General features: G+C 62.8%; 15 protein-coding genes and 2 pseudogenes. 7 read left to right on the top strand and 10 right to left on the bottom strand.

The window, feature by feature from the left end:
* Nucleotides 1-108: 108 nt before the first annotated feature.
* Nucleotides 109-867, top strand: coding sequence for a helix-turn-helix domain-containing protein (locus tag M0765_RS14910; RefSeq protein ID WP_258504362.1), 759 nt, complete (start codon nt 109-111; stop codon nt 865-867).
* Nucleotides 868-883: 16 nt separating this feature from the next.
* On the opposite strand, the pseudogene M0765_RS14915 reads toward M0765_RS14910, so the two are convergent.
* Together M0765_RS14915 and M0765_RS29480 are read right to left on the bottom strand one after the other, a co-directional pair.
* Nucleotides 884-1706 (bottom strand): annotated as a pseudogene (locus M0765_RS14915) (SDR family oxidoreductase).
* A gap of 24 nt (nt 1707-1730) precedes the next feature.
* A pseudogene (locus tag M0765_RS29480) lies at nt 1731-2060 on the bottom strand (hypothetical protein); the annotation flags it as partial.
* Nucleotides 2061-2071: 11 nt separating this feature from the next.
* Between M0765_RS29480 and M0765_RS14925 the strand changes: the two are divergent.
* The gene (locus M0765_RS14925) at nt 2072-2401 is read left to right on the top strand and encodes a winged helix-turn-helix transcriptional regulator (protein ID WP_258508267.1); all 330 of its coding nucleotides are present in this window, start codon (nt 2072-2074) and stop codon (nt 2399-2401) included.
* A gap of 22 nt (nt 2402-2423) precedes the next feature.
* Here M0765_RS14925 and M0765_RS14930 read toward each other — a convergent pair whose 3' ends face one another.
* Nucleotides 2424-3233, bottom strand: a complete 810-nt coding sequence (locus M0765_RS14930) for an alpha/beta fold hydrolase (RefSeq protein ID WP_258504363.1) — start codon at nt 3231-3233, stop codon at nt 2424-2426.
* Between the two features lie 372 nt (nt 3234-3605).
* Here M0765_RS14930 and M0765_RS14935 point away from each other — a divergent pair, with 372 nt between their 5' ends.
* Together M0765_RS14935 and M0765_RS14940 are read left to right on the top strand one after the other, a co-directional pair.
* Nucleotides 3606-5033, top strand: a complete 1428-nt coding sequence (locus tag M0765_RS14935; RefSeq protein ID WP_258504364.1) for a cytochrome P450 — start codon at nt 3606-3608, stop codon at nt 5031-5033.
* Nucleotides 5030-5479, top strand: coding sequence for a DoxX family protein (locus tag M0765_RS14940; RefSeq protein WP_258504365.1), 450 nt, complete (start codon nt 5030-5032; stop codon nt 5477-5479). The genes M0765_RS14935 and M0765_RS14940 overlap by 4 nt, the downstream gene beginning before the upstream one ends.
* On the opposite strand, the gene M0765_RS14945 is transcribed toward M0765_RS14940, so the two are convergent.
* Both M0765_RS14945 and M0765_RS14950 read right to left on the bottom strand, forming a co-directional pair.
* On the bottom strand, nt 5439-6260 hold the full coding sequence (locus M0765_RS14945; protein ID WP_258504366.1) for an alpha/beta fold hydrolase: 822 nt from the start codon (nt 6258-6260) through the stop codon (nt 5439-5441). The two genes, M0765_RS14940 and M0765_RS14945, sit on opposite strands and share 41 nt — an antisense overlap.
* A 102-nt stretch (nt 6261-6362) precedes the next feature.
* Complete coding sequence (locus M0765_RS14950) at nt 6363-7802, bottom strand: helix-turn-helix transcriptional regulator (RefSeq protein WP_258504367.1); 1440 nt, start codon at nt 7800-7802, stop codon at nt 6363-6365.
* Nucleotides 7803-8309: 507 nt separating this feature from the next.
* Between M0765_RS14950 and M0765_RS14955 the strand changes: the two genes are divergently transcribed.
* Complete coding sequence (locus M0765_RS14955) at nt 8310-8582, top strand: hypothetical protein (RefSeq protein ID WP_258504368.1); 273 nt, start codon at nt 8310-8312, stop codon at nt 8580-8582.
* Nucleotides 8583-8755: 173 nt separating this feature from the next.
* Here M0765_RS14955 and M0765_RS14960 read toward each other — a convergent pair whose 3' ends face one another.
* Nucleotides 8756-9103: a hypothetical protein gene (locus M0765_RS14960; protein WP_258504369.1), complete on the bottom strand. Its 348-nt coding sequence runs from the start codon at nt 9101-9103 to the stop codon at nt 8756-8758.
* A 256-nt stretch (nt 9104-9359) separates the two neighbouring features.
* Complete coding sequence (locus tag M0765_RS14965; RefSeq protein ID WP_258504370.1) at nt 9360-9680, bottom strand: hypothetical protein; 321 nt, start codon at nt 9678-9680, stop codon at nt 9360-9362.
* A gap of 885 nt (nt 9681-10565) precedes the next feature.
* Here M0765_RS14965 and M0765_RS14970 point away from each other — a divergent pair.
* On the top strand, nt 10566-11012 hold the full coding sequence (locus tag M0765_RS14970) for a hypothetical protein (RefSeq protein ID WP_258504371.1): 447 nt from the start codon (nt 10566-10568) through the stop codon (nt 11010-11012).
* A 5-nt stretch (nt 11013-11017) separates the two neighbouring features.
* Here M0765_RS14970 and M0765_RS14975 read toward each other — a convergent pair whose 3' ends face one another.
* A complete protein-coding gene (locus M0765_RS14975) occupies nt 11018-11311 on the bottom strand; it encodes a hypothetical protein (protein WP_258504372.1) in 294 nt (97 codons plus the stop codon).
* 171 nt (nt 11312-11482) lie between these two features.
* On the opposite strand from M0765_RS14975, the gene M0765_RS14980 reads away from it, so the two are divergent.
* Nucleotides 11483-11887: a response regulator gene (locus M0765_RS14980; protein WP_258504373.1), complete on the top strand. Its 405-nt coding sequence runs from the start codon at nt 11483-11485 to the stop codon at nt 11885-11887.
* Between the two features lie 573 nt (nt 11888-12460).
* Here the strand turns inward: M0765_RS14980 and M0765_RS14985 are convergent.
* Nucleotides 12461-13207, bottom strand: a complete 747-nt coding sequence (locus M0765_RS14985) for a DUF4198 domain-containing protein (protein WP_258504374.1) — start codon at nt 13205-13207, stop codon at nt 12461-12463.
* Nucleotides 13207-15315, bottom strand: a complete 2109-nt coding sequence (locus M0765_RS14990) for a TonB-dependent siderophore receptor (protein WP_258504375.1) — start codon at nt 15313-15315, stop codon at nt 13207-13209. Before M0765_RS14990 ends, M0765_RS14985 begins: the two co-directional genes overlap by 1 nt.
* Nucleotides 15316-15413 lie beyond the last annotated feature (98 nt).

The raw sequence follows: 15413 nt of genomic DNA on the forward strand, positions 1-15413 counted from the left end.
ATTTGCACGAATAAACGAGTGATTTAGGCGGGTATATAGGTTCGTGCGGCTGGCTTAAGCTAGGCCCTCGGCCCGTGCCTACAGAGCCGTTTCCCCAGCTCATATCCCATGAAGAACAGCGTCCTCACCACCACGGAAACCGCGAAGCTCCTCGGCATCTCGGTTCGCACAGCGCAGCTCCTGATCGAGGGCGGCGCTTTGCCGTCATGGAAGACGCCGGGCGGGCACCGGCGCGTTCACCGGGCTGATGTCGAAGCGCTCATGGCGCAAGCCCGGTCGGATGTGCGGCCCACGTCGGCGACGTTGGCGCAAGCCCCGCAACGGTCGACCCAAGATCCAACGCATCTGGCAGATCAGATCGTCGAGGCCGACTTCCCGATGGCGCCGAGCGAAGGGAGCCGGCTCCAGGCGGTACGGCGCTCCGGGCTGGTCGGCTCGCCAGCCGAAATCCAGTTCGACAGGGTGACCTGGCTCGCGGCCTGGGGACTGAAGGCCCCCATCGCGCTGATGACCGTGCTGACACCCGAGCTGCAGTGGTTCAAGTCGCGCCAAGGCCTGGAGATGGAGGAAACGCCTCGCAGCTGGGCCTTCTGCAACCACACGGTCCTGCAGAAGGGAATCTTCGAAGTCCGTGACCTCAAGGAACATCCGAGCTTTGCGCACAACCCCGCAGTGGCAAAGCCCCCGCACTTCCGCTTCTATGCAGGAGCACCGGTGTACGACCCGGATGGTTTCGCCCTCGGGTCGATCTGCGTCATCGACTTCCGTCCCCGACAGTTGGACAAGAACCAGAAGCGGACACTGCTGGAACTGGCGGCCATCGCATCGGACGAAGTCAGGCTTCGCGACGTGCTGGCCAAGTCCTAGCGCGTCGAACGGGTCGTCAGGCAACAGGCACGGTGCCGCCATCGATGACGTACTCCACACCGGTGATGGACGCTGCGCGTTGCGACACCAGAAACCCGACAAGCTCAGCCACTTCACGAGGTCTCGCAGGGCGTCCGATGGGTATGCCGCCCAACGACGCCATCAGCGATTTCTCGGCGGTGTCGTAGTCCGTGCCGTTCTGCTCGGCGATGCGCTCGACCAAGCGAACGGACGCTTCCGTCTCAACCCAACCCGGGGCTACTCGGACAACGCGTACGCCTTTGGGCCCGAGTTCCTTCGAAAGACTCTTGCTGTAGGTCGAAAGCGCCGCCTTCGCCGCGGCATAGGCCGTTGTTGCCTCAGGCAAGGGCATTTGTCGCTGGATGGAGGTGATGTGAACAACGACACCCGTGCCGCGTGCAACCATTCCCGGGAGCAAAGCGCGGTCGAGGCGCACGGCCGAGTACAAGTTGATCGCCATCGCACTTTCCCACTCGTCCTCGTCGAGCACCGCGAAGCCGCCCGCCGGTGCCGACGACCCCCGCGACGTGAACGATGATGTCCACCCCATCGAATCGTTCACGAACCGCATCTGCGATTGCTGCGCAACCGCCTGGCGTTGAAACATCCGCCGCCACGAAGCCGCATTCGCCGGCATGCTGCGGGGACGATCGAGCCGCAACCAGCACAGATGCGCCAGCCTCTGTCAGTTGCCCGACGACGGCAGCGCCGATGCCTTTGGTGCCCCCTGTCACCAGGGCTCGACGGCCTTCGAGTCCGACCGGATTCCGGATCTCGAGCGTGGCGACGCGCCCGTCGCGCAGCGTGAACACATGCATCAGATCGACCTGCTTCCCAGGAAAGTTGCCCTCCAGATGCACCAGCAGCTTGAACGTCTCGCCCGACTGCGACAGGCCCAGGGGCATCATTCGCATCTGGTACTTGGCGTTGGCGGCCCTCTTCCAATCTGCGATGGCGACCAGCCCCGAGTGCGTTTGCGCTTCGTCGCGCACGACTGCGTCCGGGACAAAAACTTCGGACAGGCCGTCCAACGCACCTCCGCCTTGGAGCTCAAGATACCTGGTGATTGCGAGGGGAAACTTTACGGGCATGCGATGCCTCCATGGTTGTGATGAATCGATCGTCGACATATCCTTTCCCGATGCCAAGTACGCACCAGAAAGTAAGTCCATTGACGCCGACAATCCGCAAGGTGCACACCCCACTGTCTGCAGCGATCGATACGGAAGGTTGCTTCAGCTTGCTGTCCGGGCGATGGAAGTTGCTGATCCTCTTTCATCTTTTCGACGGAAAGGTGCTCCGTTTCTCCGACCTGGAGAGGCGCATCACAGGCATCTCGCAGAAGATGCTCGCTCAACAGTTGCGGCGGTTGGAAGCCGACGGCATCGTCCAACGCACCGTTCACTCAGAGCTACCTGCCAGAGTCGACTACAGAATGACGGCATGGGGCCAGGAACTCTGCCCAGCACTGGACGGTCTTCTGAGATGGTCCGACCTCAAAGACCAGTGCTGAGCGTGCAGCCGCAAGCCGCCGACTAGCGGGAGCTTGCGGTGCGATTCGCCGCGTTCGACCCTGTGAGCTTGGCTTCCCGCGCTGCGCGATCAATGACGTCCGAAACGGCCTTGGGCTGTGTCATGAAGACTGCGTGGCTCGCTTTGACCTCGGTGACCGTCGCGCCGATGCGCTTCGCCATCTTGTGCAGCATCCGGACATCGAAAGCCTTGTCGTCGGTCGCGATGACCGCCCAGCTCGGTTTGGTCCGCCACGCGGCGTGCTTGAGCTTGGTGGCGAACACCGACATGTTGATCGGCACCTGCGAGTCCCTCATGAACGCCGCGTCCGCATCGCTGGTGTCGCCGGCGAACCCGATCTTGAACTTCTCCCTGTTGACGAAGCCGAAGCCGTCCGCATGGGTGTCAATGACGAACTCGGGTGCCGAGAAGCCGGTGTACTGCTCCGCGGTGGTCTCGCCGGCGTCGGGTGACAGGGCCGAGACATATACCAGGCCGACTACCTTTGGATCGACGCCGGCCTCGGTGATCACGGTGCCGCCCCACGAGTGGCCCACGAGGATCGTGGGCCCGTCCTGGCGGTCGATCGCGCGCTGAGTCGCCGCGACATCGTCAGCGAGCGATGTGAGAGGGTTCTGCACGATCGTGACCCGATAGCCGCGGCCCGTGAGTTCGTTGTAGACACCGCGCCAGCCCGAACCATCGGCGAAGGCACCGTGCACCAGCACGACGTTCTTGGCATGCGTCGGCTGCGCATGGGCGCCGCCGCTCGCTCCGACGATGCTGGCGCTTGCGACAGCGGCGAAGATGAATTTGCGAATTCCAGTGTTCATGAGTAAGTCCTGTGAGGTTGGAGAGAACGATCGAGATCGTATAAAAACAGCCACTTAACAGGGTTGCAAAGTAAATCCATATTCCGGCGATGGATTCGCCTGACAATAAAATTTGCAGGTGATGATTGCGCGGAAGACACAATGAACGAAATAAAAATGTGCGACGCCAATTGCGCCGATGGACTGTCCGACCCCTCACGAAGGACTTGGCATCCGGACCTCATGACACGGGGTGCACCAAGGGTTGGCCGGATGGGTCAAGGTGATCGTTCGACAGGATCTATCCGCGTCGGTCGAAGGCAAGCTCGCAATCCAGGGTGGAACTTCGGATAGCTGCATTCCCATCGGTCGCTGCCGGCGTGAAATGGCCCGATGCATTTCAAGCCTCCCGAACCTCAGCCCAATCCTGGCGCCAAGCGCGTCCGTCGAATCGAAGAGCTGCGAGGCCCGCGTGGCATTCCCTGGCTTGGCAACGCGCTGCAGATCGATCCCTCTAAGGCGCATCGGCAGTTCGAGCAATGGGCCGCCGAATACGGCAGCCCGTATCGCCTGAAGGTCGGTCCGAAGCGGATCGTCGTCTGGACCGATCACCACGTCGCCAACCAGTTGCTGCGGGATCGACCCAAGGCCTTTCGCCGTGGTGGCCGGATCTCACAGGTCCTGGAGGAGATGCGGATCGGCGGTCTCTTCGCCGCCGAGGGCTCTGCCTGGTTGTCGCAGCGCAAGTTCGTGATGCAGGCCCTGAACGCGACGCACTTTCCCGGCTTCTACCCCACGCTGCGAACGATCGCCCTGCGCCTGCATGCGCGCCTCACGCGTTTGAGCGAAGAAGGAAGGGTGGTGGACATGCTGCACGAACTCACGGGCTTCACCGTGGACGCAGTCTGCGCACTCGCTTTCGGCGCGGATCCGAACACGCTGGAACAAGGGCCGGACCGAATCCAGCGACAGCTCCAGCGAATCTTTCCCATGTTTATGAAGCGGCTGTTGGCGCCGTTTCCGTACTGGCGCTGGTTCAGGCTGCCGCAAGACAGGGCATTGGATGCCGCGCTCGACGAAGTCCATGCGTATGTGCAGACGCTCATCGACGCGGCGCGCACGCAGATGCAGCGCACGCCCGGCCAGCCGCCGGCAAACCTGCTTCAGTCGATGCTCGCGGCCGGGACTGACGCCGATGCCGCCGCGATTGCTGCCAACGTGCTGACGCTGTTGCTGGCCGGTGAAGACACGACGGCGCATTCGTTGGCGTGGACCATTCCCTATCTGTGCAGCGATTCGGCATTGCAGGACGAGCTTGCCGCACAGGCACGACAGGCAATGGGTGGCGACGCCGTGTGCTCTGACTATCGCCTGCTGCAACAGCTCGACCTCTTCGAGGCCGTCGTGACCGAAGCCCAGCGCTTGAAGCCCGTAGTGGGCATGCTCTCGTTTACACCGACGTCGGCGACGGTGGTCGACGATGTCGCGTTGCCGCCGGACTGCATCGTTTATGCCCTCTCCCGGCCAGCCATGACCGATGCCTCGAACTTTCGCGATCCGCAGCACTTCGATCCGCATCGCTGGCTCGAACGCCGGGACGGTGCCGCGCACGAGCCCAGAGCCTTCCTGCAGTTCGGCGCGGGTCCGCGCGTATGTCCGGGGCGCCATCTCGCGGCCGTGCAGATGCGCTTGGTGCTCACCACCATCCTCAACAGCTTTCGCATGGAACTGGCGTGCGCGCCTGAGTCGATCGAAGAAATCAACGCATTCACCGTGATGCCCAGCCGGATGCCGGTGCGCCTTCGACCCCGAAACAAATGACCATCAAAGCGAACAACACAACGAACATGAACCCCAACCTCAAGAATCCATCGCGCGCCTGTCTCTGGACGGGTCGCATCCTCGGCGCCGTCGTGGTAATGGCCCTGCTGGCCGATGCGGGCGTGCTGCTGCTTGCGCCGCAGCTGCTCGCGAAGAACATGGAGGCTACCGGCTTCCCGATCGAGCTCTCGGCCGTCATCGGGGGCATCCTTGCTGCCAGTACGGCCCTTTATGCGATTCCGCGCACCTGCATGCTGGGCGCAATCTTCGTGACGGGTTTCCTGGGAGGCGCCATCTGCACGCACTTGCGTCTGGGTGAGATGGGCTCGCCACCGCAGATCATCTGCGCGTTATTGGGCGTGGGAGCCTGGGTATCCTTGTACCTGCGAGGTGCGACCGTCGGGCTTACGCGATCTCTCGCACGAAGCGCTCCAGAATCGGATTGAAGAGAGCCGGCGCGCCCCAGAAGGGTGCGTGCCCCACGCCTGGCAGGCGATGGCATCTGGCCTCCCACAGGTTGGCATACGAGATGCCATCCAGGAAATCAAGGTGAATGAAGGGGTCGTCCTCGCCGTTCACCACGGCTAGTGGCATGGAGTTGCTCTCCACCAGCTTTCGCTGGTCGACGCCCGCTCCTGCGTCCCGTGCCTGAAACAAGATCTCGCGCGCACGGCCATCGCAACGGGTGATCGCCTCTCGCAAAAAATCGTCGACATGGTCTCCGGCCATTCCGCGCGCGAAGTCGACGATCTCCGTGCTGGAAAGATCGCGCTTACGGCCGAGTGCCCCATCGCCCGAGGCTCGGAAGGCGAGTGCGGCGTCGTTCGGGCCGACGGGTGGCGTGCCACTGATCATCAGACCACGCATGCCTTGAAAGCGCGCGGCCATCTCGATGGCAATGTGCCCTCCCAGGGACCAACCGAACACGATGGGTTCGCTGATGGAGAGCATCCGCAGCGCTTCGGTGATTGCATCGGCAAAGCCAGGCCGTGTGTATGTGCGATAGGGATCGATCGCATCGTCCGACGCCCCGTGGCCGGGCAGGTCGAGCGCCAAGAGGCGGCACGATCGCGAGAGCGGCCCGAGCATCTGGTGTCTGAAGATCCGTCCACAGGATGAGTTGCCGTGAACGAAGACGACCTGCGTCTTGCCTTTCCCCACCTCATCGACAGCGATGGCGCCGTGGGAGGTTGGGACACGATAGCTTTTGATTTCGGGATTGACCATGGTCAAGGTTCCTTGCTTGTGGGCCCGCCAGTTTGAGGACGAGCGGCCAGGATGCCGTCCATGCATGCGCATCCACATGCGCACACGCGAACCGCGCAGGTCCTAGTCGGGCGTCGCGTCCGGATCCGGGCTTGCGCCGTGCGGCGTGGTCGTTGGTGTGTCGCCGAACTGCTGGCGGTAGTTCTGTGCCAGAGTCGAGCGATTGGACATGCCCCACCGCTTGGCGACCGCGAGCACGCTCTCGCGGCCCGAGAGTTGCTGGATCTCCGTGCGGATGCGCGCCATTCGCAGTCGCCGGATCGTTTCCGCGGGCGCCAAGCCAAGGTGTGTCCGGAATGCCTTCTGCAGCGCCCGTTCCGAAACCTCGATGTGCGCCGCGACCCGTCGGACGGATAGGGTTGCTTCGGTCAGATGTTCGAGGATGAACTGGTAGGCGCGGCGATAGCGCATCGGCAAGCGAAGCTGGTCCGCATCGGACTGCTCAGCCCGCTCCTGTTGTTCCAGGAAACGCGAGTACGGCACGCGCAGCAGTTCGGTGCGCAAGCGCGCTTGAGCCTGACTTGCATGCTGCCGAAAAGTCCGCAGTGCCTCGGCATGCCTGCCTTGCAAAGAGTGAAACCTCGAGGCGAGGTACTTGAGTTCGATCACGTGACAGTGATGCTGCTGCCGGGCCGCATCGGTCGCCAGCGGTCCCAGGATCTCGCTCGCCAGGTGTGCATTGCCGTGGTCCAGCAATGCGAGCGCCGCCTCGATGCGGCCGGCTTCTTCGACCTGGTGCAGGCGACGTTCGCGCCACCATCGCAACCCGTTCAGCACCGGGACCGAGCCGCGCACCGAGCGAAGTTCCGGATCGACCAAGGCTCCGAGAAAGCGGAGGCGATGCGAAGCCAAGGGCATATCGGAGAGTTCTTGCGCGAGCGCACGCAAGGGTCGGATGGTGCTCGACACCAGAGCCATGTGGCAGGCGCCGGTGGCCGGCTCGTCGAAGTTGCGCAACGCGCGCTTCACTTCGAGTTCCAGCCCTGCGGCAGCGAGCAGCCGCCGCTGGGCGGCGGTTCCCTGCCTTGCCAGATAGACGGCATGGACGAGTGTTCGCGAAGCGCGGCGCTGCTCGCCGATGCCTTGCACGGCGCTCGCCAGGCCGAGCAGCGCCTCGAGGCGCAGAGCGAGCGGCGCATCGTCCGCATCGGCGACGACATTGAAGCTCTCGGCGGCGCGACCGGGCTTGTTGAGCGCCAAAAATAGGTAGCCGCGATCCATCGAACTCAACCACCGCACCTGCGGCCGCGGCAGCGCTTCGTACGAACGCAATTGCTTCTGGAACAGCTCTTCCGCATGCTCCGCGCGCCCCGCTGCGAGCAAGACCTGTCCCAGTACCTGACCCAGCACGGCCTGCCGCTTCGAGCCCAAGTCCGGGCTGGCGCGATCCAGGCGCGCGAGGCCCATCCGCAGGCCGTCATGCATCTCGCCGTGCAACACGGCCGCCGTGACGTCGGCATCTCGCTGGTCGGCCCGCAGGCATGACATCGCAAGCATCAGCATCGCGCGCGCCCCCGGCGCGCTTCATGAACCGCGATGAGCGATGAGGAGAGGAGAGAGAAGGTACTTTGGCGATTCACGATGGACGCGGTGCATTTGCAGGGCGAGAGCGTGAAGTTTGTCTCATGAATATCAAAAGTATCAAATTTGCGTGAATACTCGACTATTTTGTTGGGCAATGCGAACCCAGCTCCGCGTTGGCGCACCGGCCGATCACCTACTTAAACACATACCGCGTCTAGGTCGGCGTCGCCGCTGCCGAGAAGGCCTCTTCGCTATAGTGAAGTCGATGCCAGCAAAAATAGTCGTGATCTTCGTTTCACGTCGCAATTCCTTGCGGAGCATGCTGGCGCAAGCCTGCCTCCAGCATCTCGGTGCACATCGATTCTTGGCGTTGTCATGTGGGATGCCCGGAATGTTGGCGGATGCCATTACCCCGCGGCCGTAGGCGCCTTGACCAGCGCGAGCATGCCTGTTCCAACGCACTCGCCTTGCAGCTGGAACGACTTGATGCGGACGAACCCAGCGCGCGCAGAGTTTGTCATCACCCTTGATGAAGCGACCTCTTCGTCTCAGCCGCGCTGGCCTGGTCAGCCTGACTCAGCGTTGTGGGTGTTCCCGGATGCGGCGGCCATAGGCGATCCGGAAGCTGTCGCTCATGCAACGATCCAGATGCTGTATGCGCTGCGTCGTCGTTTGGAGCTCTTCGTCAATTTGCCGCTGCATGGGCTCGATCGTGCGGCGATCCGGTCGGATGTCCGGGACTTGGCACACATGAGCTAGCGCGCTGGACTCGCTCCGGCTCAGCGCGATTGGGTCTCCAGCTCGTCCCTGCGGCTGGTCAGCTGCGTTGGCAGGCGCGTGAGCACGTCTTCGAGGTAGGTCCAAGTCCATGGCGGCGGAACTCGGCTGATTGCACAAGGCTCTTGATGGGCAATCGGCGGCGCCAAAGAGCCTCAGACGCCAATGCCGGGCACCGGCTCCTGCGCAAGAGGATGCCACACCGCCCCCGCCCTGCTCGCCTTGGCAAGTCGCTCCTGAAGTTCCGGTGGCAGTTGCCCACCCGGCGGATGAGAGCAATGCATCGCGTCCGGCGTGGCGTGCGTCACCACGATCCCTGCGCCGCGCCCCGCGAGCCTGTCCAATGCTTCTGCGACGAACGGCGGCATGTCCGGCTGGGTCACCTCGATCCAGACGGTGACATTCGGCTTCGAGCCGTGGGCCGCCTCGATGGCCTCAGCCAGCAACTCGGCAGCCTTGCCGGTCGCGACCGCGGCTGCAGAGACCGGTGCGCTGAGGGTCATTCTCACCACCGGGAAGCCCGGCTCTGAGGTGTCACGCCAAAGGGCCCGTGCCTTGACCCGTTCTTCCTGCGTTCCCCGAGCACGAGATCCTCCCAACCGCCATCCGAGCGAAAGACGCGAAGCACCATGCAGTTCAACGAACCGAACTGCGCCTCGTGCAGGAGGTCGCGCAACATCGCGACGGTCGCCTCTTTGCTGAGGACCGTGCTCTTTCGGGTCACGAGGTTTCAGCCGGAGTTAAAGATGCGCTGTTCGCTTACGGCCGAATAACCACCGTCGGCGGCTCGACGATGACAGCGGGAGGTTGGACGATCACGCCGGGCGACGGACGGTGATAGACCGGCGCCTCCTCGTATTCGTAGCGCGGCGCGCGCGCAGCGTGACCCTTGCATTTGCGCTCTTCCTTGAACTCGCCATTCTTCTTCCTTTTGCGCTCGACCTTGCACCGACCGTCCCAGTACTCTTCCTTGTACTCGTGGCCACCATGTCGGCCTTTGCGGCCATGTCCGCTCTCGTCTTTGTCAGGGTCGGCCATGGCCGGCGACACGGCGCTGGTCAGAAAGGCCAGCAGCGCCAAGGGGCGGAGCAAGTGGTTCATACAAGACCTCGAATGTGACTTGTTCCCATGCTAGGCATGGTAGCCGACCGCCAAGGTCAGCGAAAACCGCGTATCACCCCTGTCAACAGAGTTGGATCACTTCTGCAAGGGCCGCCTATTTCCCGCCCGCAGCGGCGACTTCCTGGGCAGCCACCCAGGCAAGACATTGAGCTCGCAGCAGCGCCACCCCTTCGGCCCGAGTGGTCGCCGGTCTGTTCAAAACCAGCTTGCATCGATGCGCGCGAGCGCGCGAGATGTCTGCGACCCCACAGAAGTAGCCTGGATCTACCGCTTGAATGAAGTAGAGATCGAAGGTCCAGTCCCCATGGTGAAACTGGTCCGAGGGTCCGGAGGTTGTCCCCATGGACGCGTCTAGCCTGCGGCCCGCAGCAAGCCGAACTCCCGAAGAGCAGGCACCAAGAAGTTGCGGGGGTGTCTTGGCATGGTTCAAACGCGAGAACGCCTGGTTCGGTGAACCGAACGGGGAGCGTCCTGATGAACGGACGCCCTCGCATTCGGCTCCTCCATCGCGAGGAGGTCGCCCAGCGCCTTGGTCTGTTCCGCCGCGCTCCCTCCCAGCACAAGATCATCTGCGCCGCCGTCTGCGCGGTAGACGCGAAGTGCCATGCAATTCAAAGAGCCGTGCTCTGCTTCATGGAGAAGCTCGCGCAGTGTGGCCAAACCCGCTTCTTTGCCAAGAACAGCACCAGTTCGAATCATTTCTAGACATCCAAGAATGAGCTCACAACGTACCTGCTGAGAGTGGTCCAGCGTGCAACCACAGTCGGTTCTGACCGAGGATTCTGGAAACTACCAAGCAGCCCAATCGTAACCAAGCGTACGATCAATGTGAAATTATCACATTTGAGCCTGATGATGAATGATTTGACCCACCCCGAGACACCCTCCGATTTGGGGAAAAGGATCGCCGCCCTCAATGCGGTCGTGAGGCAGCTCTCTGAAGATGCTCAGTGGCTCCGCGCGGAAGCCAAGCGCCTGCGAACCGAGCACGCCAGAACTCGCCTGGGAAATCGGATGCCGCTGTGGTTTTTGCTGCAACTGCAGCATGAAGAGTTTCCTGTTCGAATCTTTGAACCTGGAGAAGTCCGCTATGTCTCGGTGCTTACAGCCACAGGCCTGGTCGATGCGGAGATTGGCGCGCTGGAGGCTAAAGGCCGTTACGCCCCGTCACGGGCGGCCACTGTGAGGCGCATCACTGAATATGGGCATGCCGAGATCGCAAGGATCGAGGACATGCCAGAACCCGCACCAGCTTCAATGCTGCGTGCGCCGGAAGTGCGGGCGGTATGACCTCTTCAGGACTTAGGGGCCTTTGAGGCGGCCTGCTGTTCAAGCGCCTCGTTCACGGTCTTTAGCTTTTCGTGGGCTTCCTCAAGCTTGTCTTTAAGTTGGTCCGTTTGCTCGATGGCTTGTCCGACATCGGATGGCAGGGCCTCTTTCGGCACTTCGCTGTCCAACACCGCGTGGACCACCGAGAGATCCTCCGCAGCTTCCTGGACCGTTTCAGCAACCTGCTTGTTCTTCTCCAGCACCTTGGCCAGATTGGCGGTGTATTCACCGGGAGGAAGAGCGGAGGATGAGCGGGTCATGACGCACCTTTCAGTCGGGAGCCCGATCGTAGCCGGCACATTGACGACGACTCAGTCGCTGCCGCGAAATCAAGCTTTTGACCTACACGCTCAGCCGGGCCAGTACCTATAACCATTCACAGGCAGCAACCTATCGCAACAAATCAAACTGAGCAGCGCCGCTCCAACGCCATGCCGCTCCAGACAGTTCTCATCGAGGACAGCAACACCATCAGAGAGGCGCTTGTCCCGGCATTGGCCGACCTTGCCGATGCAGAAGTTGTTGCCGTCGCTGAGACTGCGAGCGAGGCGGTCGAAGTCCTCGAAAAGCTCGGCGACAACTGGGACTTGGCCGTGGTGGATCTCTTTCTGCGCGAGGGCTCGGGCCTCACGGTACTGCGAACCTGCAAAGAGCGTGCCTCGCACCAGAGGGTGGTCGTCTTGACGAACTATCCAACCGACGAAATGCGTCGGCGGAGTCTCGAGTTGGGCGCCGACGCGCTGTTCGACAAATCGAATCAGCTCGACCAGTTCTTTGAGTGGTGCCTCGGAGAGACATTCCGCGTCCTGCCGACTCACCCTTACCCCCGGGTATAATCCGCCATGCCCGAACCAAGTTTTGGGCTTTGACTGGCCAGTCAAGCCGAATCTCACACCGGCGCGTCGAAGTCACTACGACGAGAAAAACAACAGGTGGCTTCCGCAAGTGAACATTTGCCGTAACCGTGGACCGCGTGAGAGTTCACGACCAAACTCCAAAGCCCGCCTCGTGCGGGCTTTTTCATGCTCGCGCTCCGGCTCCGGCAGGCAGATGGTGCGCAATCTGGGCAGTGAAGCTTTCGCCCAGGGCGGCCACGCTCAAATGGCTGGAGCCGGTGATGACTCCAGAGGACCTGCTCCGACATACGAGTCGCTGCCCGCTGAAAGTCCGGCGAGATCGCAGCCGCCGCTTGGGCCGTTAGCACGAATGACTCAGATCGGTCTGGTGCGGAGCAGACGTTCCGCGGCATCTGCGCATTTTCAGTGGCGTGAAATCGGCACAGCCGAATGTTCAGCGGCGCGTCGCTCGAACGTGCCGTGGCGCATAAAAAAATCAGTCGATCAAAATCAACGAGTTACGACGAAGTGGCTGCGCATACCCAGTGTCGTTCCGCAGTCGGCCCCGCTCGCCTATTCCGGCGCGTGCGCAAGCACGAAGGAGAGCGACGCCAGGTGCTCCACCTTGTCGGTCTTCGCAGGATCTTCCGGTGGCGTCGACAGCACGGCGGTGATGACGTTCAGCCCCTGGTTGCGCACCTTGATGACCACGGTGCCGTCGGCGCCGCTTTCGATCGGCTTCGCGTCGGGATCGTTGACGAAGTCGGCCAGCATCAGGGCGCCCGCCACGGGTTTTCCTTTGTAGAGCACGCGCAGGCGCAGGTCTTGGCCGAGCTTTTCGGGCAGCGTGGAATCGACCGGGACGATCTGCAGCGTGTGCCCTGGCAACGGCGGCAAAGCACCGCGCAGCGGGCTGCGCAGATGCACCGCGTATTTGAGGTTGTGGCCGCTGGTGAGCGCGCCCGGAACTTCGTCCTTGCCCTTCTTGAGCCATTTGCCTTCCGGCGTCTTGCTCCAGGTGCCGTTGTCGAGCACGGCTGCGACGATGGCGGGTTTCTCCTTGGTGTCCACCACCAGCAGGCGCCCGCTCACGTCCAATGCCGTCGATACGGGGTTCGCGGACGCGTCGTAGGCGGTGACGGCGGTGATCAGCGGCTGCCGCTTGACCGTGTCCAGATCGTCGGCGCCTTCGCCGTAGATCAGCGCGAGTTCGCCGGAGCGCTGGGCAAACCAGATACCGTGCGCCTGCGCGCCGGCCGAGCAGAGTACGGCCGCCGCCGCGAGGGTGGCCAGGGCGGCAATTCGGTGCGGTTTGCTCATCAGAGGTCCAGTTTCAGGCTGGCGACGACACTGCGTTTCGCGCCTGGGATCACGTACAAATTGCCCCAAGAGGCGGTGTAGAAGTTCTTGTTGAACAGGTTGTGCACGTCGATCGACACGCGCGCGGTCTTGTTGATTTGCCAGTAGCTCACCAGCTTGACGGTGGTGTAGGCCGGCAGGGTGTAGGTGTCGGCGTTGTTGCCCGAGCGGTTGCCGACGTAGTTGATGCCGGCGCCCACGCCATAGCGGCTGCCGTTGGCCAGCGCATCTTCGCGAATGGCAAACAGGCCGGCACTGGTCCTCGGAATGTTCGTGATGCGTGTGCCGGCCGCCAGCGTGGCGTCTTTGGAGATGCGGGCGTCGACGTAGGCGAAATTTCCGCTCACCCGCCAGTTCTTGTCGATCTGGCCATAGACGTCGGCTTCGAAGCCGCTGCTCTTGACTTCGCCGGCGGCCACGGAAAAGCCGGGCGTGTCGCTGGCCGTCAGCACGTTCGTCTTCTTGATGTCGAACACGGCGAAATTGGCGCCCAGGCGCTGGTCCCGGGTCTGCAGCTTCACGCCGGCCTCGAGGGCGGTGGAGTGCTGCGGATCGAATGCGCGGCCGTTCTTGTCGGTGCCGCTGTTGCCGCGAAACGACTTGCCGGCAGACACATACCAGGAGCTCCAGTCGTTCGGCAGATAGGTCAGGCCGGCGCGCGGCGAAACGGCATCGTGCTTCTGGGCACTGTTGCGGTTTGCGACACGGTCCTCGATGCTCTGCCTGTAATGGTCGTAGCGGGCGCCCACCAGCAGCTTCCATTGCGGCGAAAGGCTGATCTGGTCCTGCACGAATACGGCGCTCGCGCGCTGGTGCTCGTCTGTACTGGAGGTGAGCGACGTGAGCGGCGGCTGGGGCTTTCCATACACCGGCTGGTAGATATCGATCGGGTAGTTCCCGGAGCGAAGGATCTCGGTGTTCATCCACAGCCTGGAGGCTTCCACGCCGATGAGCAGCGTGTGGCCCAAGGTGCCGGTCGTGAACTTTCCTTCCAGTTCCGCCTGGAAGGCGGTGTCGCGCGACGGCAGCTGGCGCCACGTGGCGCGGCGGTTCAGCGTCCGGTTGTCATTGGCCAGCGATGTCGCTTCGGTGTAGTTACCGGAAAAGGTGCTTTCCTTGTAGCTCGCACCCACGCGCGCGCGCCAGTTGTCCGACAACTGGCGGTCCAGCGTGAGCTGGTGCGTATTGCTGGTGAGCGTCATGTTGCCGTCGCCGGGCTCGTTGAGCACGCGGTCGCGGGGCAGGGTGCCGAGCACGCCGCGCACGTTGATCAGCCCGCGGTCCAGCGGCGTCTTCGAACGCAGGAACTCGGACTCGTAGTTGAGCACCGTCTTGTCATCGATCACCCAGGTCAGCGCCGGCGCCACCAGGGTGCGCCGGTTGCTCAGCAGGTCGCTGCGGCTGTCGCCTTCCTCCACCGCCATGTTCAGGCGGTAGGCCACGCTGCGGCCCAGCGCGCCGGTGCTGTCCAGCGTACTGCGGCGCAGGCCCTGGCTGCCGATGCTGAAGTCGGCCGTGTTGCGGCGCGTGAACTCCGGCTTCTTGGTGACGATGTTGATGGTGCCGCCGGGCTCGCTGCTGCCGTAGACGGCCGAGGCAGGGCCCTTCAGGAATTCGAAGCGCTCGACGGTGGCGGTGTCGCGCGGCGGGTTGTAGCCGCGGGAGCCGGGAAAGCCGTTGACCAGAAACCCCATGTCGGTGCTGCTGAAGCCGCGAATACCGAAGTTGTCCCAGGTGCCGCCGAAGTCATTGAGGCGCGTGATGCCGCTCACAAAATCCACCGTGTCGGCCAGGCGCCTCGCACCCATGTCTTCGATCAACTGGCTGGAGACGATGCGTACCGATTGCGGCACCTCCCGCAGCGGCGTGCTGGTGCGCGTGGCGCCGCTGCTGGTCGTGGGGTTGTAGCCGCCGGATTCCGGCTCGGCCACCACATGCACTTCGGGCAGCGATGCGCTCGCAGGGTCTGACGGTGCGCTGGCGGTGCCTTGTGCTGTGGAGAGTGAAGAAATGGAAGCGAGGGGGAGCAAGGCGAAGGCGATGCGTGACGACCGGGTGCGAAATCCCATTGAGAACTTTGTAGTGCGTTTGAGTGGAGTTATTGAGAACAAATCTCATTCCCCATTGTAGACGGCGTGGATGGCCGCCCTTGGCCACCGCAGCCTCT

The organism is Variovorax sp. S12S4, assembly GCF_023195515.1.
GTDB lineage: Bacteria > Pseudomonadota > Gammaproteobacteria > Burkholderiales > Burkholderiaceae_C > Variovorax.